This window comes from Neobacillus sp. KR4-4 (assembly GCF_042136325.1).
Lineage (GTDB): Bacteria > Bacillota > Bacilli > Bacillales > Cytobacillaceae > Neobacillus.
This window is the reverse complement of the sequence record NZ_JBHHJU010000024.1, coordinates 61,956-85,991: the sequence shown is the minus strand read 5'-3', so window position 1 is coordinate 85,991 and position 24,036 is coordinate 61,956. Positions and strand designations below refer to the sequence as shown.

Below are 24,036 nucleotides of genomic sequence, written 5' to 3'. Positions count from 1 at the left end.
CTCCCCGAACCGCCCGCGGAAAGCGAAGCCGCCTGGAACGGAAATCAACAGACTAGTTTAATGAGCCAAACAAAAAAGACTGTCGATTTAAAACCCGAAATCCTTCGGATTTGTCGACAGTCTGAAAGGGACTGACAAAAGTCAGCCCCTTTTTAAATTATAATAACCCAAAATATCTAACCGTTTGTGTAATAATCAATGGAACAAAAATCGCGATAACGGTCGGAATCAAGAAAGCAAGGAAGGTCCATTTTTTACTCTTTGTTTCTTTATAGATATTCAGCAAGGTTGTGCCGCACGGGTAATGAAGTAATGAAAACAACATCATATTAAGTGCTGTAAGCCACGTCCAGCCATGATCTAGGAAGATTTGCTTTAAATCTACTAAGTTATCGACTTCTGTCAATGATCCGGTTGATAAATAACCCATCAAAAGGATTGGAAGAACAATTTCGTTTGCAGGTAATCCTAGAATGAACGCCATCATGATATATCCATCAAGCCCGAGCAGTTTGCCAAACGGATCCAAAAACTCGACCGCATACATGAGAATACTTGTGTCACCAATATAAATATTTGCGAACACCCAAGTTAAAATCGCTGCTGGTGCCGCTACTTTCACTGCACGAACTAACACGGACCAGGATTTTGTCAGAGATGAGCGGATGACGGTATCAAAGATTTTCGGTTTCCGGTACGGTGGGAGTTCTAACGTATAATGGGTCGGGATCCCTTTAAGTGCAGTTTTCGAGAGAACCCAAGAGACAAAAAAGGTTACAATGATTCCAAACATAACGATACCAACGATAACCCCTGTCGTAACAAGGGATTTAAGTCCACCGGTAAAATTAGCCGCCATGAATAAAGAAGCTAACACAATTAATGTTCCCCATCTGCCGTTACATGGTACAAAGTTGTTGGTCAAAATCGCCAGCATCCGCTCTCTTGGTGATTCAATAATCCGTGTCGAAATCACAGCAGCTGCATTACAGCCAAACCCCATTGCCATGGTTAATGACTGCTTTCCATGGGCACCGACCCTCTTGAACAGCCGATCCATATTGAAAGCAACCCTTGGTAAATATCCATAATTTTCTAAAAGTGCGAATGAAGGAAAAAAGATAGCCATCGGTGGCAGCATAACGCTTATTACCCATGTGGTTCCCCTATATAACCCGAGCACGAGAATCCCGTGCAGCCAATCGGGTGCATTCACATAGGCAAAAAATGAGGTTAAATATCCTTCTAAGAACCCAAAAAACTCAGCGATCATTGATGAAGGAACATTCGCCCCGGCGATAGTTAAATAAAATAACACTCCTAACATGGTTAACATGATTGGAAAACCAAAAATCGGAGAAGTAAAAATGGCATCCAACTTTTCAGTGCGCGTATCTCGTTTTGATTTTGTATAGGTAATTCCTTCGCCGCATAATTTATGACTGCGGTCATAGAGTTGTTGAACAATGTCATCTCTTAGCTTCGAAGTGGATAACTCCTGAGCCTCCGCATAAAGGTCTTGAATACTCATTGCGCTATACCTCCTCAGGTACCATTCTGCTATTAATTTCATTTAGTAAAGCCTCGTCACCATCTAATAATCTTAATGCCACCCAGCGGGCTGAAAGACGATCCCCGATAATTTCACGAACTTTCGGTTCGATTTTCTTAATTTTTGCTTCGATCTCTTCAGGATAGGTCATCTGAACCGGATGGCATTCAATCGCCCCTGTCACCACCCGGTCTATTGTATCAAGTAGCATTGGGAACCCTTTTTTGTTTCTGGCCGAAATTTTAATAATTGGGACCCCTAACCGGTTCGTTAATAAGCGCTCGTTAATATGAATTCCTTGCTCCTCAGCCACATCAATTAAATTAATGCAAATGATCACATTTTTGGTCATCTCTAAAACCTGCAGCGCTAAATTGAGATTACGCTCCAAAGATGTCGCATCGAGCACAACTAAGGTAACATCCGGCTTTTCAAAAACAATATAATTTCGGGCCACTTCCTCGTCTTTTGAATTTGAAAATAACGAATAGGTCCCAGGTAAGTCAATTAATTGAAAGGTTTTATCTTTAAACTGAACACTGCCCTGTGCCATGGAAACCGTTTTTCCTGCCCAATTCCCCGTATGCTGTCTAAGGCCGGTTAAGGCATTGAACAAGGTGCTCTTTCCTGTATTCGGATTTCCTGCTAAAGCAATGCGGTATTCATTCCCCATTGGATATCAGCTCCCCCTCTATTTTCGAGCTTTCCTCTCTCCGTAGTGCAATCGTTGTTTGACTAACACGAAAAGCAATTGGATCTCCCAATGGACTTTTCCGGATCACCTCTACGAGTGCTCCATTCACAAATCCTAAATCTAATAATCTTCTTCTCATGACACCCTCTAGGTTTAAATCAGTTATTTTAATCAAATTTCCTTTTTGACCGTTCACCAGTTTAATAATATTAGGTTTATCCATCTCTCTTTCCCCACCTTCAAAGTTTTTACCGTGTGCAACTTTTGTTTAATTATATGTAAAAATTCTAAAAATGTCTCCTATTTAGCAAAAATAAATATAATTTATGTGTGGACCTTTATCTAAAAAAAGGAAAAAAGGCCATTTTATTCAAGGAAGTGATTTATATCACTTGATCTTTTAACAAGTTATGGTAATCTATAGTTAATTTTTATAATATTCAGTTTTTTATAGAAAAAGATGGGAGGATTAAAATGTTTGATTCTTCAGGAGGATCCTACGAGGTGGTTAACTCAAAAATCTGTCAAACCTGTGGGAGTGCAACCTTCCAACCGGATGTAACTTCTTCTAGCAAAAAGAAAGGATTGATTTATGTAATTTTGGGATGGTTGTTCTTCGCTATATCGCTTGTTTTCATGCCGCTCTTGTTTGGTGTTGGAGCTGTATTTATGGGCATCATGACGTTTTGTGAACGCAGTCAAGTCCACGGCGCGATCCTTACTTTTTTTGCAGCCACAGGATTAATCCTTGGGACACTGTTTAGCTTTATGGTATCTGGAACTTTTTTCATTTAAAACCACAGCAACCCTTATGGACAGATTCCATAAGGGTTTTTTCTTGAAAATTTTTGTAATTAAGGTGACCCAACCGTAAACTGCTGCCATTCCGGCGGCAGGAGTTGTTGATATTGATGTTGTAAGAACCGATCATCAATCAACACAATTGTTCCAAGGTCTTCTTCTGAACGAATTAACCTTCCCCCAGCTTGTAGTACCTTGTTCATGCCAGGATATACATAGGCATAGTCATAACCATTTTTGTTTTGTTGATTAAAATGATCTTTAATGAGATTCCGTTCAAAACATAGTTGCGGCAAACCTACACCAATAACCACTACCCCATTTAAGCGATCGCCAATCAAATCAACACCCTCCGAAAATATCCCACCAAGGACCGCGAATCCCAGTAGTGTTTCCGTTTGATTCGGTTTAAAGGCATCCAAAAAGGCTTCTCTTTCCGGTTCAGTCATTCCAGCTGCTTGAAGGATCGTTTTCGTTGCTTCATCCTGTTGCTTGAATTGCTCATAAACAGCTAATAAATACTGATAGGATGGGAAAAAGATAAAATAATTCCCAGGCCGCTTTTTTATCAATGATTGAATTCCTGCTGCGATCGATTCCTTCGTCCGCTCTCGATCACGGTAGCGTGTGGACAATGGATGTATATATACATCGACCTGATCACTTGAAAATGGCGAAGGGATGGATAGCACATAATCATCCTCCTGCCCGCCGAGCAGATCTTGATAAAAGTTTAATGGCGAAAGTGTTGCTGAAAAGAAGATCTTCGCTCGATATCCCTTTCCCATTTGATGAAGCAGCTTAGAAGGATCAATGCAAAAAAGCTTTACTATGAGATCATTTTTCACTTTTTCTACGTAAATGACATAATGTTCATCAAGAACCTCATTGATTTTCAAAAAATTATTGACGATAAAGTAAGCTTCCAAAAGAGTTGGTGAAGATTCTAAAGGAAGCACTTGTTCGGTAATCTCTACAAATTGAATAAGGGTATCAAGCAATTCTTCATCCAGTTGTTCAAGGGTGAACTCATGCTTATCTGGATTTCCTTTTTTCAGTGAAAGAAACCAGGCATTAAGCTTACTTGCTGCGTCAAATAGGGATTTATTGACACCTTTATTTTCCTTTTTCAATTGTAGAAATACCTCTTTGTTTAGACTTGATGAAAACATCTCCCGTCCGCGGTCAACAAGATTGTGGGCCTCGTCAACCAATAGGACAGTAGACTTCTTTTGCTCTTCCAACAACCGCTTTAAGGAGACACGCGGGTCAAATACATAATTGTAATCGCAGATGATGCCATCGACGACATAGGCAAGGTCAAGCGAAAATTCAAAAGGGCAGACTGTGTATTTTTTTGCGTAAATTTCGATTATTTCTCGAGTCATGCCTGTTTCATTAGATAAGATATCAAGTATCGCATCATTGATTCGGTCATAATATCCATTAGCGAATTCACAATAATCCTTTTGACAATTGGTCTCATCCTTAAAACAAACTTTATCTTTCGCTGTTATCGTAACGGTGCTCAAACAAAGACCACAAGAGCGCATTTTCTTAAAAGCATCTTCTGCTGCTGTACGGGTAATCGTTTTAGCCGTAAGATAGAAAACTTTGTCCAAATGCCCTTCTCCTATGGCTTTTACAGATGGAAAAAGTGTCGAGATTGTTTTTCCTATTCCGGTTGGCGCTTTGGCAAACAGATTTTTCTTATCGAAAATCGACTTATAGACCGCCCCAGCTAATTTCCGTTGCCCCTCGCGGTAGGTTTCAAATGGGAAGGTAAGCTCTTTACAGCTCTCATTTCGCTTTTTTCGATGACTAGAGAGCAGGTTTGCATAAGGGGAATAGTCCTCCATTACATTTTCTAGAAAGACTTCAAGTTCTGTGATGTTGTATCTTTTTTGGAAAAATATCTTCTCAAGTGTATCTACGTGGACATATGTAAGCTGAACCGTGATTTTCTGTAAATCATTGTCCTTCGCATACATTAAGGCATACAGTTTCGCTTGTGCCCAGTGCACGGGATAGCCTCCTTGCTGGATCTGCTCCGAAGCATGAGAAAAAGATTTGATTTCATCGATAATCACCTCTTCATCACGAAACAATAACCCATCACACCTGCCATCTATAGTGAAAGAAAGTTCTCCTGCCTTGACCTCTGTACGGAGGTATACTTCTTTCTGATCGGATTCACCATACGTTTTCTGGATCATTTGATGAATTCTTGTTCCATCTAACATTGTTGATGGTGATCGAAAACGCGAATCGATACTTCCGCTCCTAAAAACATGTTCAACGAGAGTTCTTACTGATATAGAAATAGTATCTGACACTAGAACCACCATCTTACTATAAATAATTATGAGAATATATGTTTGCTTTTATTATATCAGTTTTTCCTCTTCTTTGGATAGTTTCCAACCCATCAATAAAAAAACAGGTAAGGACCAACCAACATCCTTACCTGTTTTTTTGGTGAATCACTATGACCGAATTTGTCCAGTTCCACGGACAATCGCTTTCGTTGTTGTTAACGCTCGGAGGCCCATTGGTCCGCGGGCATGAAGCTTTTGTGTACTAATTCCAATTTCTGCGCCATAACCAAACTGCTCGCCATCGGTAAATCGGGTGGAAGCATTATGATAGAGGACCGCTGCATCCACGGCCTGGAAGAACAAACGAACATGGTCAAGATTTTCACTGATGATGGCCTCGGAATGTTTCGTTCCATATTGATCAATATGATCAACCGCTGCCTTCACATCAGTAACCAATTTTACCGCCAAAACCGGTGCTAAAAATTCATTTTTCCAATCCTCTTCCGTGGCCTGCTTTACAAAAGGATAGGCAGCTGTTAAAACTTCATCTCCACGCAGTTCCACTCCCCGGTCATGAAGCGAATATAATAATTTTTCTGCATATGGCCATTTTTCGTGAATTAGCACGGTTTCCGCTGCATTACAAACGGATGGCCGATGTAATTTTGCATTGATCCCAATATCGATAGCCATGTTTTCTTTAGCAGTTTCATCTATGAACACATGACAATTGCCTACACCTGTCTCCAAAACTGGAACTGTGGCATTTTGAACTACCGATTGAATTAACCCTGCTCCACCCCGAGGAATTAGAACATCGAGGTATTCATTCAATTTAAACATTTTAGACGCTGTTTCACGGCTCGTGTCCTCCAAAAGCTGAATAGCATCTGCAGGAATGGCCGTTTCAGCAAGTGCCTTCTGCATGACATGTACAAGCGCTTTATTGGAATGAATCGCCGAGGTGCTCCCTCTTAAAAGAACAGCGTTTCCAGCTTTTAAGCACAGACTTCCTGCATCAACAGTAACATTAGGACGTGCTTCATACACCATGCCAATGACCCCAAGCGGCACTCGAATCGTTTCAATTTGTAACCCATTCGGACGGTCCCATGCTTCAATCGTTTCGCCTATAGGATCCTTCAAATCTACCAACTGTCGTACTCCATCGACAATCTGTTCAATTCTTTCATGGGTTAAAAGCAGTCGATCCAAAAGTGACTCTGAGAATCCATTTTCTTTTCCTGCTTCTATATCTTTTGCGTTTTCTGCGATTAACCATTCTTTCTCCGTCAATAAATGGTCCGCCATTGTTAACAACGCTGTATTTTTGTCTTCAGTTGACAGCATTCCCAATTGTTTAGATGCCCTTTTCAATTTGCTGGCCTTTTCTAATAATTCACTCATTTATTTTCACTCCTTTGGCATTGTGACCCAATTATCCCGATGAATCACTTCTGCTTTTTTATTAATCGAATAATCTTTTGATTGTTCACTCGGCAAGCCTTTTACTTTTAGTAAATTCTTAGAAGAATAGTAGCTTTGTCCTTTCCCAACAATTCTCCCTTTTTGATTGCGGACCACGACAACATCTAAGGCATTAAACTCTCCAATTACATTAGTCACTCCCACTGGCAGTAGACTTTTACCTTGAAACAATACTGCATTCACTGCCCCATCATCAATTTCGATTACACCACCAACCTGTGAGTGGTAGGCGATCCATTGCTTCCTCATTTGCATTTGTGTTTGGAAGGGCCCTCCTATATAAGTCCCATCCCCTTTACCTGCTAATATATCCACCAATTTTTCCTTTCCCTTACCTGTGCCGACAAAAACACTGACACCGAGGGAAAGAGCTTTTTTTGAAGCTAGTAATTTTGACTTCATTCCGCCTGTTCCTACCGAAGAACCAGCCTCGCCTGCAACTCCTAGGAGGTTTTCAGATATCTCGGGAATAAAATGATATTTTTTAGCTTCTTTTGACGTTTTGGGATTGCCATCATATAAACCATTCACATCCGTTAAGATCATCAGTGCATTGGCATGTAAGAAGCCACTCACAAGAGCAGACAACATATCATTATCACCGAAAGTCAATTCATCAATTGCCACCGAATCATTTTCATTTATTATCGGTAATACACCTTTTTGAAGCAACTTCTGAATCGTATTAAAGAGGTTATGAAACCGGACCTGGCTATAGAAGTCTTCTCGCGTTAATAAGATTTGGGCAGGTACAATATTAAACTCATTAAACAACTGAATATACTGTTGCATCAGTAGCCCTTGACCAACAGCAGCCGCTGCCTGTTTCCCCGATACCGTTTTGGGACGTGTCGGATAACCAAGTGAGCCAAAACCTGCGGCAACAGCTCCGGATGAAATAAGTAAAACATCATGCCCTTGTTCTTTCAAGAAAGCAAGTGCCTCCACATGGTCACGTATTTTTTCTTCAGAAATTGTCCCTGAGGCATTCGTGAGTGAACTGCTCCCAATTTTTACAACCACCAACTGTTTTTTCATTTCCCTCTAACCCTTCTTTTAAAATAAAAAAAACGACTCTTCTGTCCTTATAAAAAGGACGGAAAGTCGTTTCCGCGGTACCACCTTTATTGATGCCATGCACCCACTTTGGACCCGTAACGAGGGTGACGGCTTATGTTTGCATAAGCAGTGTGTGTGTGGGCAGGTTCAACCTTTTTCCGTGAGAAACCTTTCAGCCGGCGGGTTTCACTCTCTAGCACGTTCCCAAGATTTACTAATCCCAAACTATTTTTCGATTTATAATTTCTTTGATTATCCTTAGAAAATGATAAAAAGTCAATAGAATAGTTTAAATTTTTAAAATAAAAAGCTAACCGAAAGTTTTCCGGATAGCTCAAATGTCAGTCTTATTTATTGATTTGTTTATACCACGTAGCTGCGGCATCGACTTCGCTGTAGCTTAATTGGTGTCCATTATGCTCCCAGTGAAGATGGACTTTGGCATTTGCATTTTCCAACATCTTTTCTAGGTCACCTGATTCCAGAGGCGAACAAATCGGATCATTAGTTCCTGCGCCAATAAAGACATTTACCTCTGATAAATCAGGCAATTCAATCCCTCTTAATGGCACCATTGGATGATGGAGAATGGCTCCCTTTAAGGCATCTTTGTAATGGAACAACAAACTCGCAGCGATATTCGCACCATTGGAATATCCAATTGCGATGATATTCTTACGATCAAATTCATAAGTTTGTGAGGCTTCGTCAAGGAATTCATACAATTCTTTTGTACGAAGAATAAGATCCTCCTCATCAAAAATCCCTTCAGCTAATCTGCGAAAAAAACGCGGCATCCCATTTTCAAGGACATTTCCGCGAACACTTAAAAAAGAAGCATCTTCATCAATTTTCCCTGCAAGTGGAATCAAATCTAACTCCGTTCCTCCGGTTCCATGCAGTAATAAAAATGTTGGCTTCGTTGCGTCTTTCCCTTTTTGAAAAATATGTTTCATCGTGTCAGTCCCCTTTCTCAGGTAAAAGTTCCTTACATTATTGTTAGAAACTTGGCCATTCCCTAATCGTAAAAGTTTCTCTAATCTCTTTTTTTCAATTATCTCGAATATGAGATAATATTAATACTAAATGAATACCTCGTCAACTTTTTTGATTAATTGTAAAAAAAAAGCACCCACTGGATGCTTTTCTTTTGATAACACCTATGTTAGGACGCTTTTCAACAAAATCCCAAAAGTAATTCCAAGAAACATAGAAGTTAGTGTTCCCAATAAAAAATATTCTGCCCAGTCCCGATCATCCATTTGTTTAAAGCGAGCAATCGATTTGGCAGCCACAATAAATCCAATCGCTGGGTAAGCGCTATAAAATGTTAACAATAAGACTAGTAATCTCTCAATATAGCCGATTAATTTCCCTCGTGAAAGATCATGCTTACTGAAAACTGTATAATTGTATTCTTCTGTTAATCCTTTTTTACCCCTCCGGCTAAACTCAGCTTCATTTCGTTCATTTTTAAATGAATATTTCCCCTCAAAGGTCAATAATTGATTGGGCAGGGAACCGAGGAGGATCTTGATCATATGTCCGCTTACAGTTGTTGTTAGAATAACAATAATAATAAAAAACAGAACAGACTCTATGAAGCTTAATCCGCCTTTCTGTTGAACAAACCCTTCAATGTTAAACCGAAAGCAGAACACACATACGAAAAGAATCGCCCCTAAATGCAGAACCTGATCTAAAACAAAGTAACCGAGCCGCTTCATGTTATCTTCGTTCGTCATTTTCAATTTATCCATCAACATAATCTTGAACCAATCCACAAAGAGATGTGATGCTACAATACCAATTAAAGGGATGAACAAGGATTTAAGGATATTCTCAAAATTAAAGTAGAAAATCCAGAATCCAACTAATACAATGCCCGTAGTTAAAAGATGATGGCTGACATGTTTCCATAAATTACTTCGTTTATCAATCACCATGTCATCTGTTTGTAAATAAAAATCAGCAAGAAAGTGGGCAAGAACTAGACTTAAAAACAACATGGTTTCTCCTCTCTCTAAAGGCTGGGACTTAAGAATGAATGAATGTGTATAGGTTCCTGCAAGTGAGTCCGGATTCTGGTGGTAAGGTTTTCATTTGTTGTTTGTGGATGAATCGCACTGTCAGGATACGCTTTTTCTTGTAATGAATGCAGTATACTAATAATCTTTGAAAAAGTATCTAGGATCTCCTCACTATTTCCCTTTTTAAAATGACTTGATATCGTGGGAGCTGTTTTGCGAAGAATCTTAGCAATCTCCTTTTGCTGTTTTAAAACAAGGAAGAGTGTGCATACCATTTTCTGGATATCCGTTTGACTTTGTATCAACTTCAACTGTAAATATAATAAAGCATTAATAAGTGTTTCAAATTCATTCCTGAACTTATGGTAAGGGAACGACTCCTTTGATTCATTAGGATAGAATTGATCTAATTCGAACTTAAAAAGCATTCTGTTTTTTTCTTGTTTAATTAAATCATTTGCGTATCTTGCTTGTTTAACCAATGGATGGATCCATTTTTCAATATCCAGTTCTTTTACTTCCTTGTCAATATCTCCAAAGGCCAAGCCGAAATAAGGCATATGTTCCTTGTATTTCCACACCCTGCTTACAAAAAAGGCAATCGTATACGCAGTTGAATATCCAGGACCAACAAAAATAATTTCATCTCCGGCACGATGCTTTATTTGGATTGGCCCAAGATCCTTTGTCCAATACGTGATCCAGTCCACCACTTCATCCAAATAAACAGTAAGTTCCTCCCCCCTATTTGGGGTGGAAGAATTACTTACATCCAAAATAAAAATCGATATCGGAACATTCATTTATTATCTCCTTCAGTTCCTAGTTAGATTATATAATCTAATTTTAATTAAGTTAGATTATATTGTCAAAGAAAAACCAAATTAGCTCAATTCGTGTAACTACTTCTTGTGAACTATAAGTAAACTATTCCTCCCGCTTCTGAAACTGTCCTATTAAATACTCACACATTCTCTCCGAATGTAGTCTTACTGCTATATAAGGTGGACGGACTCCTCTTGCCGCTTCTAATGGCAAACCAAGCCATAAAACCTGCTCATCAATCAAGATAAATGGAAACGGAAAGCTGTTGCTCCATATCTGATTGGGCTTCAGTTCTTCCCATGATTCTTCCGCCAAAACGGTTAATTTCACGGACTGGCTTCTTTTTTGGAGTTGTTCCTTCCACTGTTCAGAAAGATCCGTTTGCGGCGGCAAAGAAAGAATAATTGATCGTTTTGCTGCCCCAAGGTCCAGGAATACTTTCTCTAACTTACGTGCATGCATCCATTGCAGCCTAGGATGCTGATTCTTGATCCATTTTCCAATATCCTTGGTCCCGATTGTTTGCTGCATACGTCCTTGATGTTCCACAAGCTGCCTTAGTGTTTTACCATTATACACATGTTTTCGAATAAATGATTGATCGCTGACATGTATGAACTTTCCCTTTGTTCTGGTGATGGCCACATTAATCAATCGTTCACTATCCTTACCAGTGAGAAGCATCCCGGCTCGTGTTTGCAGTTCACTGTCCACCGTGTCAAAAATCATAACATCACGTTCACTGCCTTGAAATCTGTGCACGGTCGCAGAAATAATGTCAGCGGTTGAACATTCCTTTTCATATAAGTCAGAAAGCAGTACCTCCATTAAATTAGCTTGCGCGCGGTATGGTGTCACATACCCAATCGAACGAGCCCCAGCAACGTACGATTCATGAATTAACTGAAAGGACAATAATACATGCCATATATTCATGCGTGAATTCGATGCTTTTTCTGTCATGCCATACACCCCTGAGTGACTTGTATCAAGAAGAACAGATGCCATTCCTTGAAAGGGTGAAAGATCGACGATTGGTTTTCTATTTTTTAGAACACTTTCATGATCGCCGACAAGCGAGTGGTAAATATACTGATTCGTGAAGGAGGAGATATCCGGATGCATCCTCCGTTGCTCTTTTAATAAAAAAAGGTGGGGATGCAGCATTCCATCGCGAACCCAGTCAACCACACCAGCGCGATGGAAGATATCTTCTTTTAACCACAAGGTGACTAATGGATCCCGAGAGGAGGCAATTGGTGGTAACTGTTTAAAATCACCACAAATGATCACTCGCTTTCCAAGAGTCGCAGCAAAAGCTGCTTGAGGGACATAAGCCATGCTGGCTTCATCCAGGATGACAAGGTCAAATTCTTTTTCATAAATTGCTGCATCACCCGCCGCTTTGGCAAGTGTTGACCCCACGATGTACGCATCCTTAATAAATTCAAGCTCTTTTTGACGGATTTTTTCAAGAACTCTGGCAATTTTAGTTTCTAGTTCAAGCAATTGATTCGTGTCTCTTTTACTAAAAGAATGAGCGATATCTTGCTTTAAATTCCGTCTTTCCGCTAGTAACAGTTCCTTCTCCTCTGCTAGCTGAGGATCTTCTTTCTGAAGGAGTTGACTAGTGGTCACTGCTTCATGATCGGCAAATTGTTCGCCTGTATTGAACCCATAGCGGAGCACATCCCCCTCACGAAAACGGCCTTTCTTTTGAATAAAGGCTGATATCTCATGAATAAGGACATCAACCGCTTGATTACTATGTGATAAAATTAACACTTTCTTTTCCTGGAAATACTTATTTGCGGCTACTCGGGCCAATGTATAGGTTTTCCCTGTTCCAGGAGGACCCCAAACGAATGTAACGGGGTTGTATTTGGAACGTAAAACGAGTTCATGAATATTGCTTTTACTTTTTTCAATTGGATGCTTAGCAGGCATAGAGGGGTCCATCAATCTTTTTACTCGGATTCGTTTTTGCTTATTTTTTTTCATTTCATCCAGACGTTCAATGAGCTGTTCAAGTAATTCCCATGGATCATGAAAAAGCTGTGCTTCGTGAATTAAATCTCCAAATGATTGTTCCATGGCAAGCATAACTCCCTTCCCTTCAGAAGAAAGTACTCGACCGCTCTGTTTCATACTCCCCCACTCAAGTCGAACCTGAGAACCGATAGGTATACGAATCGAAAAAGCGGTATCGAAGTAGTATGTATAAGAACCCTCCGTGGATAACAGCCTTCCATTTGTAACAAGAAACTTATTGCTGCCATATTTTTTTAAATGGAGGATTTCATTCTGTAACGCTTTTTGCCATTCTTTAATAAAATTTATAACCTTCATTAGAATAATCCCTTCTAGATGCATATCCTTAATAAAAAAGGAAAATTTGTGCTGATTCCAAATATTATACATTAAATAGATATGGAGGGATATTTCTAATGAGTAATTTAGATTTCTTAGAAATAAGCCGGAATTTTAAGAGTTATTATCAAGCCTTACGGGATGCCCATTATTATTTAAGAAATGATCCTGATTTAAGCCAGGAAGAATTACACGCAGTTACAAAGGTATTGAGTAAATTAATTTATGGATTTATTCGGATTAAAGGGGTTTCTTTTCGAGAAATGGACCGCGAGCAATTCAAACAAGAATTTAATCTGTTTCATCAGGATTTTCTAAATGTCATTCAAAACAGCGGAGAAAATAATGTAGAATTCGAGCAATTCGCTGCTCTAATGGATGAAGTTATTGGGATTGCTGTAAAGAGAACCATTGCTCTTGGAAAAATAGAGAAAGTAAAACATCAAGCTTTATTTGAAAACGTTGAAATTGAAGAATTATCCGATGAGATAGAATTAGATGAAATAACGGATGAGCATGAATTGGAATTAAGTAGTGAAGTTGAAAATCATGATGCCGTTGAAGACATACTTGACGATACGATTGAAGAAATTGAAGAAATTGAAGAGATGGAAGAAATTGAAGTAATTAATGAAACAGAAGAGACAGTAGCTGAAGTTAAACCAAGAAATACTACTTTGAGAACTTTTAGTACTGATTTCGGGGCTCTAAAAAATGAATTTCAAGATGAAACTATTAATGATGAAGGTAGAACGTTTAGTACTGATGTTGAAACTCTAAATAATGAAGTTGAAGTTGTCTTATTTGAAATTGTAAATGATGAAGAAGATCAACCAGAACCAATTAATGAAGTGATAGGTTCAGAAGCGGTAATTGAGGCAGAGGCAGCCACTGAGACCCCTAAAAAAGTGAAATATAAATATATTGATGCTGCTCCAGTTGTGAATTATTATCAGGAAAATGAAAGTAGTGACAATTTCCGATTTAGACCTCGGAGGAGAAGAAATAGATAACACCCAAAAAAAGACCAATTTGGTCTTTTTTTATTAAAAAAAATCGCCAAAAGGCGATTTTGAATAGAATTAGATTGAAACGTCACCAATGGAGAAGGAGCAATTCAAAACATCAGAAATCTTCGCTAATGTGGAAACCTGAACATCTAGTTCGCCTTCTTCTATCGCAGCAATCGTTCCGGCAGATAATCCTGAAAGCAAAGCTAATTTTTCTATCTCAATTTCACGATTTAATCTCATTTTCTTAAGTTGATGTCCAATATGGGTCATAGTAAGCCTCCTCATTATGTAAGCGATTTCATTTTGCTGATTTTATTATATTAAACTACTTAAATATTTTCAACACGTTTAATAATAGAAGAAAAAAGAAATCTGAGTATTCCAAGTAACAATAATAGCAACTTGAAATACTCAAATTTCAACATAGCCACTGGAATAATAGCCTATTAATATCCGGTACCTTGACCGCCTGTAATAATTGCAATACTGGAACTTGCACCAATTCTTGTTGCACCGGCTTGGATTAGCTTTCTTGCAGTATCTAAATCTCTCACACAGGCCGAAGCTTTAACACCCATTTCTGGACCGACCGCTTCACGCATAAGTTTAATGTCTTCAGCAGTAGCACAACCAGGGCCAAATCCAGTCGACGTTTTCACGAAAGCAGCTCCAGCCATTTTTGCGAGAATACAAGCTTTTTTCTTTTCTTCAATTTCAAGAAGGCCTGTTTCAATAATGACTTTTACTGGTGCATGACCATTCGCCGCTAAGACAACACCTTCAATGTCTTTTTTCACTGTCTCAAAGTCGCCAGATTTTAGGGCACCAATATTTATAACCATGTCAATTTCAGTAGCGCCATTTGCAATCGCGTCACGCGTTTCTGCACTCTTAACAAAAGTGCTCGTTGCTCCAAGTGGAAAACCAACAACGGTGGTTATTCCTACACCAGAACCTTTTAATTCGCGGGCTGCGGTTGCCACCCAGTAAGGATTCACACAAACAGTGGCAAATTTATGTTCTTTAGCTTCTTCACAAAGCTTAACAATTTGGTCTTTGGATGCTTCCGGCTTTAAAAGTGTATGGTCAATCATCCGAGCCACAGATGGCCCGGTAATAATCGATGATGCTGTTCCTTCTTTATATGTCACATTTCCAGAAGTTGAAGGCTTCACTTCCTTCAACGCTTCTTTATTCGTTAATTGCTGCATAATTTGATTCGTAATTTGTTCTACTAAAGCTTCAATTTGCATCGTGCTCACCCCACATTATTATAATCGATCAACAATTCCGGCAATGACAGCATCAAAAGAACCATTAGGGTCTTCTAAAATGTCTCTTGCCGATCCACCTTCTTCTAGAATCAGGACATAATCGCCAACCCCTGCTGAAAAACGATCGAAGGCAATCATGGCATCCCCACATTCCTTACCTGATGCGTCCACAGGGATAACTACCATGAGCTTTTTATTTTGATGACTTGGTGTTTTAATCGTTGATACGACATTTCCAACCACTTTTGCTAGTTTCATTATTTTGCAACAGGAAGAATTTTCTCGATGTCTGAATGTGGTCTTGGAATCACGTGAACAGATAAGAATTCGCCAACACGCTGTGCTGCATCCGCACCTGCTTCAGTTGCTGCCTTAACCGCACCAACGTCGCCGCGAACCATGACACACACTAATCCTCCGCCTACATTTACTTTACCTAGTAAAGTAACATTCGCTGCTTTTGTCATGGCGTCTGCTGCTTCAATTGCTCCTACTAAACCTTTAGTTTCGATCATTCCTAATGCGTTGCTCATTTATATTTCCTCCATTCGATTAGTCACATTATAGTAGTCGATAATTCCTAAGATTCCAGCATCTGATGGAACCAAATCTTTATTAAGCGGTAAGGATGATTCCCTGCTTTTTGCTAAGTAAACAAGATCTCCTTCTCCTGATTGTCCAATCGTATCTATAGCCACAAGTGGTTTACCTTTATCCTTCAATTGCTGATCTACTGGCTGGACAATCAGGAGCTTTAAACCTATTAAGTTCTCATTTTTATGTGTACAGACCATATTTCCTATCACTTTGGCTACAAACATTTTTCAAACCTGCCTTTTTTCTATATAACTCTGAGTTAAACACTCCTATTTTTCTCTCTAAACTGTATATCAGCGAATCTCAGATTTAGTACTAATTCCGCCCCAGAAAACGACTTTCGATTTCCATAATCTTCGTCACACGACGATCATGACGGCCGCCGGCAAACTCCGTTTCCAACCATGTCTTTACTAATTGTTTGGCAAGGCCTTCACCAATAAATTGACCGCCGATTGATAAAACGTTCGCATTATTATGCTCCTTACTGTTAATCACAGAAGATAAGTCCCAGCAAACTGCACCGCGGACACCAGGTATTTTATTCAATACCATTCCGCTTCCAATGCCTACACCATCAATCATAATACCAACATAGTTATCATTCGTTGCTACCGTCTCGCCAACAAGAAAAGCGATATCTGGATAATCAACAGATTCATTTGCTTTACAGCCATAATCTAAATATTCGTAACCCAATTCAGTTAAATAGGCCTTTAACTTTTCTTTTAGTTCGTATCCACCATGGTCGCAGCCGATCGCAACTTTTTTCATGAATTTTGTTCTCCTTTGGCAAATGCATTGATAATCACATCAAAAACATGAGCGTTTAAGCTCGCGCCGCCAACCAATACACCATCAATATCTGGCATCGCACTGTATTCTGCAGCGTTCCTCTCATTCGCAGACCCGCCATATAAAATCGAAATACCCTCCGCTTTTTGACCCATTAATTGTCTTAAAATAGAACGAATGTACGCGTGTGTTTCTTGAGCCAGTTCAGCTGTTGCTGATTGCCCTGTTCCAATCGCCCAGACAGGTTCATAAGCAAGAATAAAATGGGCTGTATCAATATCCTTCAACGCACCGATAATTTGCTTGGATAAAACCTGTTCTGTTTGCATAGCACTCTTTTGACCTAACGTTTCTCCGATACAGATGATTGGAGTAAGACCAGACTTGAGCGCTTGCTGAACCTTTTTGTTCACTAACTCGTCATCTTCAAAAGAATATTGTCTTCTTTCTGAGTGGCCAATAATGACATATTCGCAGCCCACATCCGTCAGCATACTGCCTGATGTTTCCCCAGTATAAGCCCCTTTGTCGGCCCAGTGAACATTTTGACCGCCCAATCCTATCGGTTTTCCAGATTGTTTGATAAATAATTGAGTCGGATATAGAAGTTGGGTTGGTGGACAGATAACCACTGACACATCATGACTGCTGTTTATTTTTTGAAAAAATTCAGCGGTCTCATTAAGGTCTTTGTTCATTTTCCAATTAGCAATCACATAAGTTTGCCGATCACATTGGAGCTCTAAGCCGCCTAGATTTTGACCAATAACATCTCTGACAAGATTTTTAATATAGCTTTCAATGGATTGTTCCATTTCCATTCACCTTATTCTGATTTAGGTAAAATACCTTCTACATCACCGTTAGGACGTGGTATTACGTGTACTGATAGAAGATTCCCTACGCGTTGGGCAGCTTCTGCACCAGCTTCAGTGGCGGCTTTTACTGCACCTACATCTCCACGGACCATAACAGTCACGATTCCTGCGCCCACTAATTCTCTGCCTACCAAGGTAACGTTTGCAGCTTTAACCATCGCATCTGCTGCTTCAATCGCACCCACTAAACCTTTTGTTTCAATCATACCTAAAGCTTCTTGACCCATTTTAACTCCTCCTCTAGTAATCTCTAATTTTGATTTTTCTTGATTTTTCAGTTGCTCTTCTTGTGAAGTGACTGTTTTATCTTCTTTTGCTTTCGCCATATCCTAACACCTCACTATATGATTCTTAATCCATCTACTAAAACGCAGCGGCGCTGGCGAGTAAATGTTTTTGCACTGGTTAATCCTTCACCTGTTGGTCCGGCAATGGTTAGTGTGGTAAAGCCTTCACTTTCAAAGCCCAAGCCCGAAACTGATGGCCCATTTTTCACAAAAATCGTTGCTTGAATTTCTTGTGCCATCTTAGTTAGATTCGTAATATTTTGCGAATGCATTATTGCTGTGTGCCGGTTGCCTTTCTCTGCAATAACAGCCAGTTCGATCGCTCGATCCACATCGGGCACTCTGACAATCGGTAAGATCGGCATTAACATTTCTGTCATTACCAATGGGTGATCCTTAGTGGTTTCAGCGATTATTAACTTAACATTTGGGCTTGCCTGAATGCCCGCTGCATGTAAAATCACCGCTGCGTCTTTACCAATGAAGTCTCTGTTTGGATAAAACTGATCATTCTTCTTTACTAGTACTTTCTCAAGCAGTTTTTCAAATTGAAACCCTCTAAGTTCAATTGCTCCGTTTTTGACCATTTCTGCTTTTAGGGAATTAGCTGCCTTATCAACAACGAACACTTCTTTCTCTGCGGTGCATAATACGTTGTTATCAAAGCTGGCACCTTTCACAATATCAGCAGCGGCTTTGGAAATTATCGCGGTTTCATCTACGACAACTGGTGGATTTCCTGGACCGGCTGCAATGACTTTTTTCCCTACCGCCATCGCTGCTTTTACAACAGGGCCTCCTCCGGTCACTACGAGCGCATTCACCTGCGGATGATTCATAACTTGTGCTGATGTATCAAGATTAGGTGCTGCCACTGATGTGAGTGTGCTCTCAGGTCCGCCGGCAGCAACAATTGCTTGGTTTAAAAGCTGAAGCGTTTGAATCGAAACACGTTTCGCACTTGGATGTGGATTATAAACAACCGTATTTCCGGCGGCTAGTAACGAAATGGAATTATTGATGACCGTTGCGGCTGGGTTGGTCGAAGGCGTAATTGATCCAAATACGCCAATCGGTGCATACTCAACAAGTGTTAAACCATCATCACCCGAATAAGCAGTGCTGACTAAGTCTTCGATTCCAGGCGTTTTATTCGTCGCCAGGAGAATTTTCGCAACCTTATCTTCCACTCTGCCTAAGCCAGTTTCTTCGACAGCAAGCTTTGCTAACTCTTCGGCATGCTCCCGGCTCACGGCTCGCATATTCTCAATCATTTTTTCTCTGATGGAAATGGGCAGTTTGCGAAGCTTTTCCCAGGCCAGTCTAGCTGCAGCCGCTGCTTCATCAACCGTTGAAAACACGCCATTGCCTAACTTGACATCATTTTGTGATGTGACAGTTTCAGCGGGGAATGTTGATGAATTCTGCCCTAGTTGACTGAGGACCTGTTCGACCATTTTTTTGATATCGGTTTCATTTAATTGCAAGGTTAGTTACCTCCTTTATTAAAGGTTAAGGCCCCTTGAATTTCAATTTGATCAACAATACCGACGATTGCTGCATCAACAGGGACACCGTTTGTTATCTCTGTTTGTCTTGCCGAACTTCCGCTGACAAGTAAGACGACTTCTCCCACACCAGAGCCAACGGTATCAATGGCAACAAGCGGTTTTCCATCTTCTTCAATGCTCTTCAAATCAAGCGGCTGAACGATCATTAGTTTTTTTCCTTTTAATTTTTCCGCTTTTGTAGTTGATACAATGGAACCAACCACTTTACAAATGATCATAATGTCCCTCCTTTCGAGGAATCAATCGGCTTAAATTGAATCTTTAATTCCTTAGCCAGATCTATTGCTAAAGGTGTGACCCGGCTTTTTTGCGGAATCTCAATTTCCTTGAGTCCCTCCTGAAAAGCTCTTTCTACATGTTTTGCTAGAACGAGAGATTGCTTATCAAGGTAGGCTGCATATTGCTCGTCAACTGTATTAACCAATTTACTGAGCGGTACCCACTTGACCTGATCCATTTGGATTCTCCTTATGTAGGACTGTATCCGTTCCTGGACAGTTTGCGGGGCATGGATTTGTTGGTACACATTTGGTTCCACACCGTTATTGGCGATGACAATCGGTTTACCTTTTAATTGATATTGGATAGCCACCCACGCTGCTGTCTCGTCATCCACCGTTAAGGCTAGTTTTGAAAGCAATCCGTACGATGCTTGAGGAATTGCGAGAACGGAAGATTGATCAATCAGTGTTCCCAAATCTTCATCTGACATCTCCTCTAACAGCACACAAGAAAGCCCTTTCATTTTTTCTTGTAAAGGAAGCCATTCCTTTGTAATTAGCCACGTTACGTTATATGTATCTACCAGCTGGGTAACCGCTTCCAAAACAGTTATTGGATCGGAAGAATGATAACCTAATAGGATTGTAATTGGAGTATCCTTTTTAGGGTCCATTTTCTCTTTTAAGTAGGCTTCCACTACCTGCTGGACAAGCAGTTTAACCTGCGTTTTAACATCCACCAGCATTACTCCCCACCCACTTGTTTCGGAGTTTGGATGGAAATAACCTCACCCATTTGTCCATTTTTGATTCCAGCTGCATTGGCTTCATCCAGGTCAATATGCATTTCAAGCTTGAATTTAGGAGAAGTGCGAATTAAAACATTTGAAAAAATGATCCCGCGGACTCCATCCACTTTTACTTGAACAAGGTCCCCATCCTGAACGCCAAATGTTTCAGCATCACTCGTGTGCATATGAATGTGGCGAGCGGCAGAGATCAAGCCTTCACGAATGGTAATTTGCCCCCGTGGTCCTTGTATGGTAATTGATTCTGATCCGTTAATATCCCCAGAATTACGAATCGGCGGCTTGACTCCCAAGGTAAATCCATCAAATAATGATACTTCTACCTGTGTAATCCCCCTAGCAGGTCCGAGGACACGAACACTATGTATTCTCCCTTTCGGACCGATAAGGGTGACCGTTTCCTTTGCTGCAAATTGGCTGGGCTGTGACAAATCTTTTAACTTCGTTAATTGGTAGCCATGTCCAAACAAACGCTCAACATGTTCAGGGGATAAATGGATATGCCGGTTAGATGCTGCAATGGGAACTGTCTTAGATTTCATAAGGGAGTTTTTGACAACCTCTTTGACGATCTCCCTAATTTTTTCTTTATTCATTTAGGTGCTCACCCCCAAAATCGAGTAATGCCCTGGCAGTATACTCATCGGTAATGAGGACATTGGCATGACGACCTTTTAACGCCCCATAGATGCCTTCGACTTTTTTGTTACCGCCTGCAATGAGGATACCATATTCTTTTTCCGCTAAATGTGAGAGTTCGATACCAATGGTTCGATCGTTCAATGTTTGATGACTAATATGGCCATTGATATCAATAAATCGAGAACAGATGTCACCGACAGTATAATTTTCCCTTAGTATTTCAATGTCACTGTCTAAAAAATATCCCGCATGCATAAGTGTTGATTGTTCACCAGGATCCCCAACAGTAAAAATGGCAATATTGGCTTGTTTGCCTAATTCCAATATTCTTTTAACATGTCGGTCTGCTATGATTGCCTGTTTGACCACAATGTGGTCTACGACGGCAGGTACCTGCAGAAAATGTGGAATTGTCTGAAATGCATGAGCAAGACCATTAACGATTTCTGATGCATAGGTATTGGATTCTGAGTAACTCACCCCACCATTTAGCTGGACAATTGTTACATCCTTTACATTCTTAGGTTGAATTTGTTTCACTAGTTGATATAAAGTTGTCCCCCAGGTAATCCCAATTGTATCGCCGCTTTGGACAATCTTATATAAATAATCTGCGGAAACCTCCCCCAGTTTCACTTTGATCAGTTCATCCTTAAATTCGGGAATCGATGCGACAATGCAATCCTTTAATTGAAACTTTTCCTTGATCTGCATAGCCAATTCCTGAACGTCTTCAGCGGGATCGCATATTTTTATATGGACTACTCCTTCTTCAACAGCTTGAACTAGAAGCCTAGATACGGTGGGGCGGGAAATACCCAACTTTTTCGCAATTTCCTGTTGGCTGTAGTCTAATTGATAATACATCCTAGCCACTTCCACCAGGCGTGAAATCCTTTCATCCGCCATCTTTTATTCACCTAATTTTCAATGTTATTAAACTCATTTTTCACAAAAAGTAAACGGTTACAACGTTTTGAAAAAAAATTAACATTTGTTCAATCTGAATATCTAAGTTATGAAATTATGTAAAATCAAATTGAACATTTGTTAATTTAATTATAACCGACGTAAATCATCTGTCAATCATTCTATCAAAAGATTTCGACATTTAATTACTAGATTCTTTATATCCTTAGATACTTTTTAACCTATTACATTTCTCCTCATGAAAAAAAGAACCCATGTATGTACACAATTGTATATACATGGGTTCTCATTTTTTTAGTTAACGTATCTTCTGGAGGGATTCGGTAAGTGTTTTCACAAGGAAAGTTAGATCCACCTGTTTGATTGTTAATGGCGGGGCAAGTGTTAACACATTATTGTATCCAGCTACGGTTGCCCCGTTCTTTCCAATGATAATCCCTTCCTGCTTACAGTTGGCAATGACTTTATTGACAAGGTCATTAGAAAGTGGTTCCTTGGTCCGCTTATCCTTCACTAGTTCAATTCCAATTAACAGCCCTTTTCCACGAATGTCCCCTACATATGGATGATCTTGTAAAAGATTCCTTAAATCGTTTAATAGCTGAGCCCCTAAATCTCGAGAACGATCAAATAATTTTTCAGTTTCCATAATCTCGAGATTTTTTAAAGCGAGCGCGCATGCCGCTGGATTCCCGCCAAATGTATTGACGTGACGGAAGTAATCATATTCTTCTGTACCTTTAAATGCTTCGTATATGTCTTTGCGTACCGCCGTTGCAGAAAGAGGCAGATAGGCACTTGTGATCCCTTTTGCCATTGTGATGATATCGGGTTTCACGCCATAGTTCATATACCCGAAAGGCTTACCTGTACGGCCAAACCCGCAAATAACCTCATCAACTATGAGCAGCGCCCCGTGTTTTTCACATACTTCTTTTGCGGCTTTCATATAGCCATCCGGCGGAATGAGGACACCTCCGCCTGTAATAATCGGTTCCATAATCATGGCGGCGATCGTTTCACTTAACTCCCATGTCATCGTCCGATCGATTTCTTTTACCGAGGATAGCTCATTTGGATCGTTGACATTTATATCATCCCGGTAGGAATCAGGTGGTGAGACATGGATAAAGCCTGGTGCAAGCGGTTCGTACTTGTACTTTCGTTGTGCCTGGCCGGTCGCGGCGAGTGCCCCCATCGAATTTCCATGATAGGCACGATAGCGGGAGACGATTTTGTAACGGTTTTGTTCCCCCTTTTGCTGGTGATACTGCCTTACGATTTTAAAAGCCGTTTCATTTGCCTCAGAACCGCTGTTAGAGAAAAAGATAACATACTCATCACCTAACATTTGGTTCAACTTTTCTGCGAGTTTTATGGCTGGAACATGGCTTTGTGAAAGTGGAAAATAGGCCATTTCCTTCAGCTGTTCATAGGCTGCCTCAGCTAATTCGGTCCTTCCATAACCAATATTCACACACCAAAGGCCGGCCATCGCATCTAAATACCGTTTTCCATCAGCATCAGTTACCCATGAGCCCTCTGCCTTTGCTGCAACCAATGTGGCTTTTGGATTATAAGGTTTCATGGAGTGCCAGACATACTTTTCATCCTGTTCCAACAAAGTTTCCTGTGATCGACTCGTTTGAACCATCTTTTTCCCTCCATTACTTGTACTTTTTAATTCTTTAAAACGGACGTATCCTTTTTGTTGCATTCATATATATAGATAAACCTCCTAATTTTTATCTCTTTTTATGAAATTTTCTAATAATATAAACCCTATAAACTCATTTTCTCGTATCCAAAGTATTCATTCATTAGACACAATGTGAAATGAGGCAGGGCATTTCTTGGACAGTATGAGCAACTATCAGCC

Annotated in this window: 26 protein-coding genes; 2 read left to right on the top strand and 24 right to left on the bottom strand. The window is 40.1% G+C overall.

Annotated elements, in window-relative coordinates:
• Window positions 1–157: 157 nt before the first annotated feature.
• The 3 genes from ACE198_RS20850 to ACE198_RS20840 are packed head-to-tail and all read right to left on the bottom strand — an operon-like array spanning window position 158 to window position 2,469.
• Complete coding sequence (locus ACE198_RS20850; protein WP_375376908.1) at window positions 158–1,531, bottom strand: nucleoside recognition domain-containing protein; 1,374 nt, start codon at window positions 1,529–1,531, stop codon at window positions 158–160.
• A 4-nt stretch (window positions 1,532–1,535) separates the two neighbouring features.
• Window positions 1,536–2,225, bottom strand: a complete 690-nt coding sequence (locus tag ACE198_RS20845) for a FeoB small GTPase domain-containing protein (protein ID WP_375376907.1) — start codon at window positions 2,223–2,225, stop codon at window positions 1,536–1,538.
• Complete coding sequence (locus tag ACE198_RS20840) at window positions 2,215–2,469, bottom strand: FeoA family protein (RefSeq protein ID WP_375376906.1); 255 nt, start codon at window positions 2,467–2,469, stop codon at window positions 2,215–2,217. Before ACE198_RS20840 ends, ACE198_RS20845 begins: the two co-directional genes overlap by 11 nt.
• Before the next feature lie 251 nt (window positions 2,470–2,720).
• Between ACE198_RS20840 and ACE198_RS20835 the strand changes: the two genes are divergently transcribed.
• Entirely contained in the window at window positions 2,721–3,041 is a 321-nt protein-coding gene (locus tag ACE198_RS20835; RefSeq protein WP_375376905.1) for a hypothetical protein, read from the top strand.
• Between the two features lie 59 nt (window positions 3,042–3,100).
• On the opposite strand, the gene ACE198_RS20830 is transcribed toward ACE198_RS20835, so the two are convergent.
• From ACE198_RS20830 to ACE198_RS20800, 7 genes are all read right to left on the bottom strand, one after another.
• A complete protein-coding gene (locus tag ACE198_RS20830) occupies window positions 3,101–5,383 on the bottom strand; it encodes an ATP-dependent DNA helicase (protein WP_375376904.1) in 2,283 nt (760 codons plus the stop codon).
• Between the two features lie 150 nt (window positions 5,384–5,533).
• On the bottom strand, window positions 5,534–6,775 hold the full coding sequence (locus tag ACE198_RS20825) for a glutamate-5-semialdehyde dehydrogenase (protein ID WP_375376903.1): 1,242 nt from the start codon (window positions 6,773–6,775) through the stop codon (window positions 5,534–5,536).
• Between the two features lie 6 nt (window positions 6,776–6,781).
• Entirely contained in the window at window positions 6,782–7,894 is a 1,113-nt protein-coding gene (gene proB, locus ACE198_RS20820; protein WP_375376902.1) for a glutamate 5-kinase, read from the bottom strand.
• 368 nt (window positions 7,895–8,262) lie between these two features.
• Window positions 8,263–8,871 (bottom strand): alpha/beta hydrolase, encoded by a 609-nt coding sequence (locus tag ACE198_RS20815; RefSeq protein WP_375376901.1) that lies wholly within the window; start codon window positions 8,869–8,871, stop codon window positions 8,263–8,265.
• Window positions 8,872–9,075: 204 nt separating this feature from the next.
• Entirely contained in the window at window positions 9,076–9,924 is an 849-nt protein-coding gene (locus tag ACE198_RS20810; RefSeq protein ID WP_375376900.1) for a DUF3307 domain-containing protein, read from the bottom strand.
• 14 nt (window positions 9,925–9,938) lie between these two features.
• A complete protein-coding gene (locus tag ACE198_RS20805; RefSeq protein ID WP_375376899.1) occupies window positions 9,939–10,748 on the bottom strand; it encodes a hypothetical protein in 810 nt (269 codons plus the stop codon).
• A gap of 124 nt (window positions 10,749–10,872) precedes the next feature.
• A complete protein-coding gene (locus tag ACE198_RS20800; RefSeq protein ID WP_375376898.1) occupies window positions 10,873–13,119 on the bottom strand; it encodes a DEAD/DEAH box helicase in 2,247 nt (748 codons plus the stop codon).
• 98 nt (window positions 13,120–13,217) lie between these two features.
• Here ACE198_RS20800 and ACE198_RS20795 point away from each other — a divergent pair, with 98 nt between their 5' ends.
• Window positions 13,218–14,153, top strand: a complete 936-nt coding sequence (locus tag ACE198_RS20795; protein WP_375376897.1) for a hypothetical protein — start codon at window positions 13,218–13,220, stop codon at window positions 14,151–14,153.
• A 69-nt stretch (window positions 14,154–14,222) separates the two neighbouring features.
• Here ACE198_RS20795 and ACE198_RS20790 read toward each other — a convergent pair whose 3' ends face one another.
• From ACE198_RS20790 to ACE198_RS20725, 14 genes are all read right to left on the bottom strand, one after another.
• Window positions 14,223–14,423, bottom strand: coding sequence for a helix-turn-helix domain-containing protein (locus ACE198_RS20790; protein WP_375376896.1), 201 nt, complete (start codon window positions 14,421–14,423; stop codon window positions 14,223–14,225).
• A 176-nt stretch (window positions 14,424–14,599) separates the two neighbouring features.
• Window positions 14,600–15,247 (bottom strand): deoxyribose-phosphate aldolase, encoded by a 648-nt coding sequence (deoC, locus tag ACE198_RS20785; protein WP_375376909.1) that lies wholly within the window; start codon window positions 15,245–15,247, stop codon window positions 14,600–14,602.
• A 177-nt stretch (window positions 15,248–15,424) separates the two neighbouring features.
• A complete protein-coding gene (locus ACE198_RS20780; protein WP_251458887.1) occupies window positions 15,425–15,685 on the bottom strand; it encodes a EutN/CcmL family microcompartment protein in 261 nt (86 codons plus the stop codon).
• A complete protein-coding gene (locus tag ACE198_RS20775) occupies window positions 15,685–15,960 on the bottom strand; it encodes a BMC domain-containing protein (protein WP_026567441.1) in 276 nt (91 codons plus the stop codon). The genes ACE198_RS20780 and ACE198_RS20775 overlap by 1 nt, the downstream gene beginning before the upstream one ends.
• Window positions 15,961–16,248: a EutN/CcmL family microcompartment protein gene (locus tag ACE198_RS20770; RefSeq protein ID WP_375376895.1), complete on the bottom strand. Its 288-nt coding sequence runs from the start codon at window positions 16,246–16,248 to the stop codon at window positions 15,961–15,963.
• A 91-nt stretch (window positions 16,249–16,339) separates the two neighbouring features.
• Window positions 16,340–16,798: a ribose 5-phosphate isomerase B gene (gene rpiB, locus ACE198_RS20765; protein WP_251458885.1), complete on the bottom strand. Its 459-nt coding sequence runs from the start codon at window positions 16,796–16,798 to the stop codon at window positions 16,340–16,342.
• Window positions 16,795–17,634 carry a triose-phosphate isomerase gene (gene tpiA / locus ACE198_RS20760; protein WP_098571289.1) on the bottom strand — a complete coding sequence of 280 codons (840 nt, stop codon included), beginning with the start codon at window positions 17,632–17,634 and terminating at the stop codon, window positions 16,795–16,797. Before tpiA ends, rpiB begins: the two co-directional genes overlap by 4 nt.
• Before the next feature lie 11 nt (window positions 17,635–17,645).
• Entirely contained in the window at window positions 17,646–17,924 is a 279-nt protein-coding gene (locus ACE198_RS20755) for a BMC domain-containing protein (RefSeq protein WP_098571329.1), read from the bottom strand.
• Window positions 17,925–18,037: 113 nt separating this feature from the next.
• Window positions 18,038–19,471 carry an aldehyde dehydrogenase family protein gene (locus ACE198_RS20750; RefSeq protein WP_375376894.1) on the bottom strand — a complete coding sequence of 478 codons (1,434 nt, stop codon included), beginning with the start codon at window positions 19,469–19,471 and terminating at the stop codon, window positions 18,038–18,040.
• 2 nt (window positions 19,472–19,473) lie between these two features.
• A complete protein-coding gene (locus ACE198_RS20745; protein WP_098571291.1) occupies window positions 19,474–19,773 on the bottom strand; it encodes a EutN/CcmL family microcompartment protein in 300 nt (99 codons plus the stop codon).
• Window positions 19,770–20,516 (bottom strand): hypothetical protein, encoded by a 747-nt coding sequence (locus tag ACE198_RS20740; RefSeq protein WP_375376893.1) that lies wholly within the window; start codon window positions 20,514–20,516, stop codon window positions 19,770–19,772. Before ACE198_RS20740 ends, ACE198_RS20745 begins: the two co-directional genes overlap by 4 nt.
• A 5-nt stretch (window positions 20,517–20,521) precedes the next feature.
• Window positions 20,522–21,181, bottom strand: a complete 660-nt coding sequence (pduL, locus tag ACE198_RS20735; protein ID WP_375376892.1) for a phosphate propanoyltransferase — start codon at window positions 21,179–21,181, stop codon at window positions 20,522–20,524.
• Complete coding sequence (locus ACE198_RS20730) at window positions 21,174–22,136, bottom strand: DNA-binding transcriptional repressor DeoR (protein WP_098571294.1); 963 nt, start codon at window positions 22,134–22,136, stop codon at window positions 21,174–21,176. Before ACE198_RS20730 ends, pduL begins: the two co-directional genes overlap by 8 nt.
• Window positions 22,137–22,455: 319 nt before the next feature.
• Window positions 22,456–23,811 (bottom strand): aspartate aminotransferase family protein, encoded by a 1,356-nt coding sequence (locus ACE198_RS20725; RefSeq protein WP_375376891.1) that lies wholly within the window; start codon window positions 23,809–23,811, stop codon window positions 22,456–22,458.
• Window positions 23,812–24,036 lie beyond the last annotated feature (225 nt).

Bases quoted from the DNA above. Each gene is read 5' to 3' on its own strand.
- ACE198_RS20850 (WP_375376908.1), bottom strand. From the start codon at position 1,531: ATGAGTATTCAAGACCTTTATGCGGAGGCTCAGGAGTTATCCACTTCG.
- ACE198_RS20845 (WP_375376907.1), bottom strand. From the start codon at position 2,225: ATGGGGAATGAATACCGCATTGCTTTAGCAGGAAATCCGAATACAGGA.
- ACE198_RS20840 (WP_375376906.1), bottom strand. From the start codon at position 2,469: ATGGATAAACCTAATATTATTAAACTGGTGAACGGTCAAAAAGGAAAT.
- ACE198_RS20835 (WP_375376905.1), top strand. From the start codon at position 2,721: ATGTTTGATTCTTCAGGAGGATCCTACGAGGTGGTTAACTCAAAAATC.
- ACE198_RS20825 (WP_375376903.1), bottom strand. From the start codon at position 6,775: ATGAGTGAATTATTAGAAAAGGCCAGCAAATTGAAAAGGGCATCTAAA.
- proB (WP_375376902.1), bottom strand. From the start codon at position 7,894: ATGAAAAAACAGTTGGTGGTTGTAAAAATTGGGAGCAGTTCACTCACG.
- ACE198_RS20815 (WP_375376901.1), bottom strand. From the start codon at position 8,871: ATGAAACATATTTTTCAAAAAGGGAAAGACGCAACGAAGCCAACATTT.
- ACE198_RS20810 (WP_375376900.1), bottom strand. From the start codon at position 9,924: ATGTTGTTTTTAAGTCTAGTTCTTGCCCACTTTCTTGCTGATTTTTAT.
- ACE198_RS20805 (WP_375376899.1), bottom strand. From the start codon at position 10,748: ATGAATGTTCCGATATCGATTTTTATTTTGGATGTAAGTAATTCTTCC.
- ACE198_RS20800 (WP_375376898.1), bottom strand. From the start codon at position 13,119: ATGAAGGTTATAAATTTTATTAAAGAATGGCAAAAAGCGTTACAGAAT.
- ACE198_RS20795 (WP_375376897.1), top strand. From the start codon at position 13,218: ATGAGTAATTTAGATTTCTTAGAAATAAGCCGGAATTTTAAGAGTTAT.
- ACE198_RS20790 (WP_375376896.1), bottom strand. From the start codon at position 14,423: ATGACCCATATTGGACATCAACTTAAGAAAATGAGATTAAATCGTGAA.
- deoC (WP_375376909.1), bottom strand. From the start codon at position 15,247: ATGATTGACCATACACTTTTAAAGCCGGAAGCATCCAAAGACCAAATT.
- ACE198_RS20780 (WP_251458887.1), bottom strand. From the start codon at position 15,685: ATGAAACTAGCAAAAGTGGTTGGAAATGTCGTATCAACGATTAAAACA.
- ACE198_RS20775 (WP_026567441.1), bottom strand. From the start codon at position 15,960: ATGAGCAACGCATTAGGAATGATCGAAACTAAAGGTTTAGTAGGAGCA.
- ACE198_RS20770 (WP_375376895.1), bottom strand. From the start codon at position 16,248: ATGTTTGTAGCCAAAGTGATAGGAAATATGGTCTGTACACATAAAAAT.
- rpiB (WP_251458885.1), bottom strand. From the start codon at position 16,798: ATGAAAAAAGTTGCGATCGGCTGCGACCATGGTGGATACGAACTAAAA.
- tpiA (WP_098571289.1), bottom strand. From the start codon at position 17,634: ATGGAACAATCCATTGAAAGCTATATTAAAAATCTTGTCAGAGATGTT.
- ACE198_RS20755 (WP_098571329.1), bottom strand. From the start codon at position 17,924: ATGGGTCAAGAAGCTTTAGGTATGATTGAAACAAAAGGTTTAGTGGGT.
- ACE198_RS20745 (WP_098571291.1), bottom strand. From the start codon at position 19,773: ATGATCATTTGTAAAGTGGTTGGTTCCATTGTATCAACTACAAAAGCG.
- pduL (WP_375376892.1), bottom strand. From the start codon at position 21,181: ATGAATAAAGAAAAAATTAGGGAGATCGTCAAAGAGGTTGTCAAAAAC.
- ACE198_RS20730 (WP_098571294.1), bottom strand. From the start codon at position 22,136: ATGGCGGATGAAAGGATTTCACGCCTGGTGGAAGTGGCTAGGATGTAT.
- ACE198_RS20725 (WP_375376891.1), bottom strand. From the start codon at position 23,811: ATGGTTCAAACGAGTCGATCACAGGAAACTTTGTTGGAACAGGATGAA.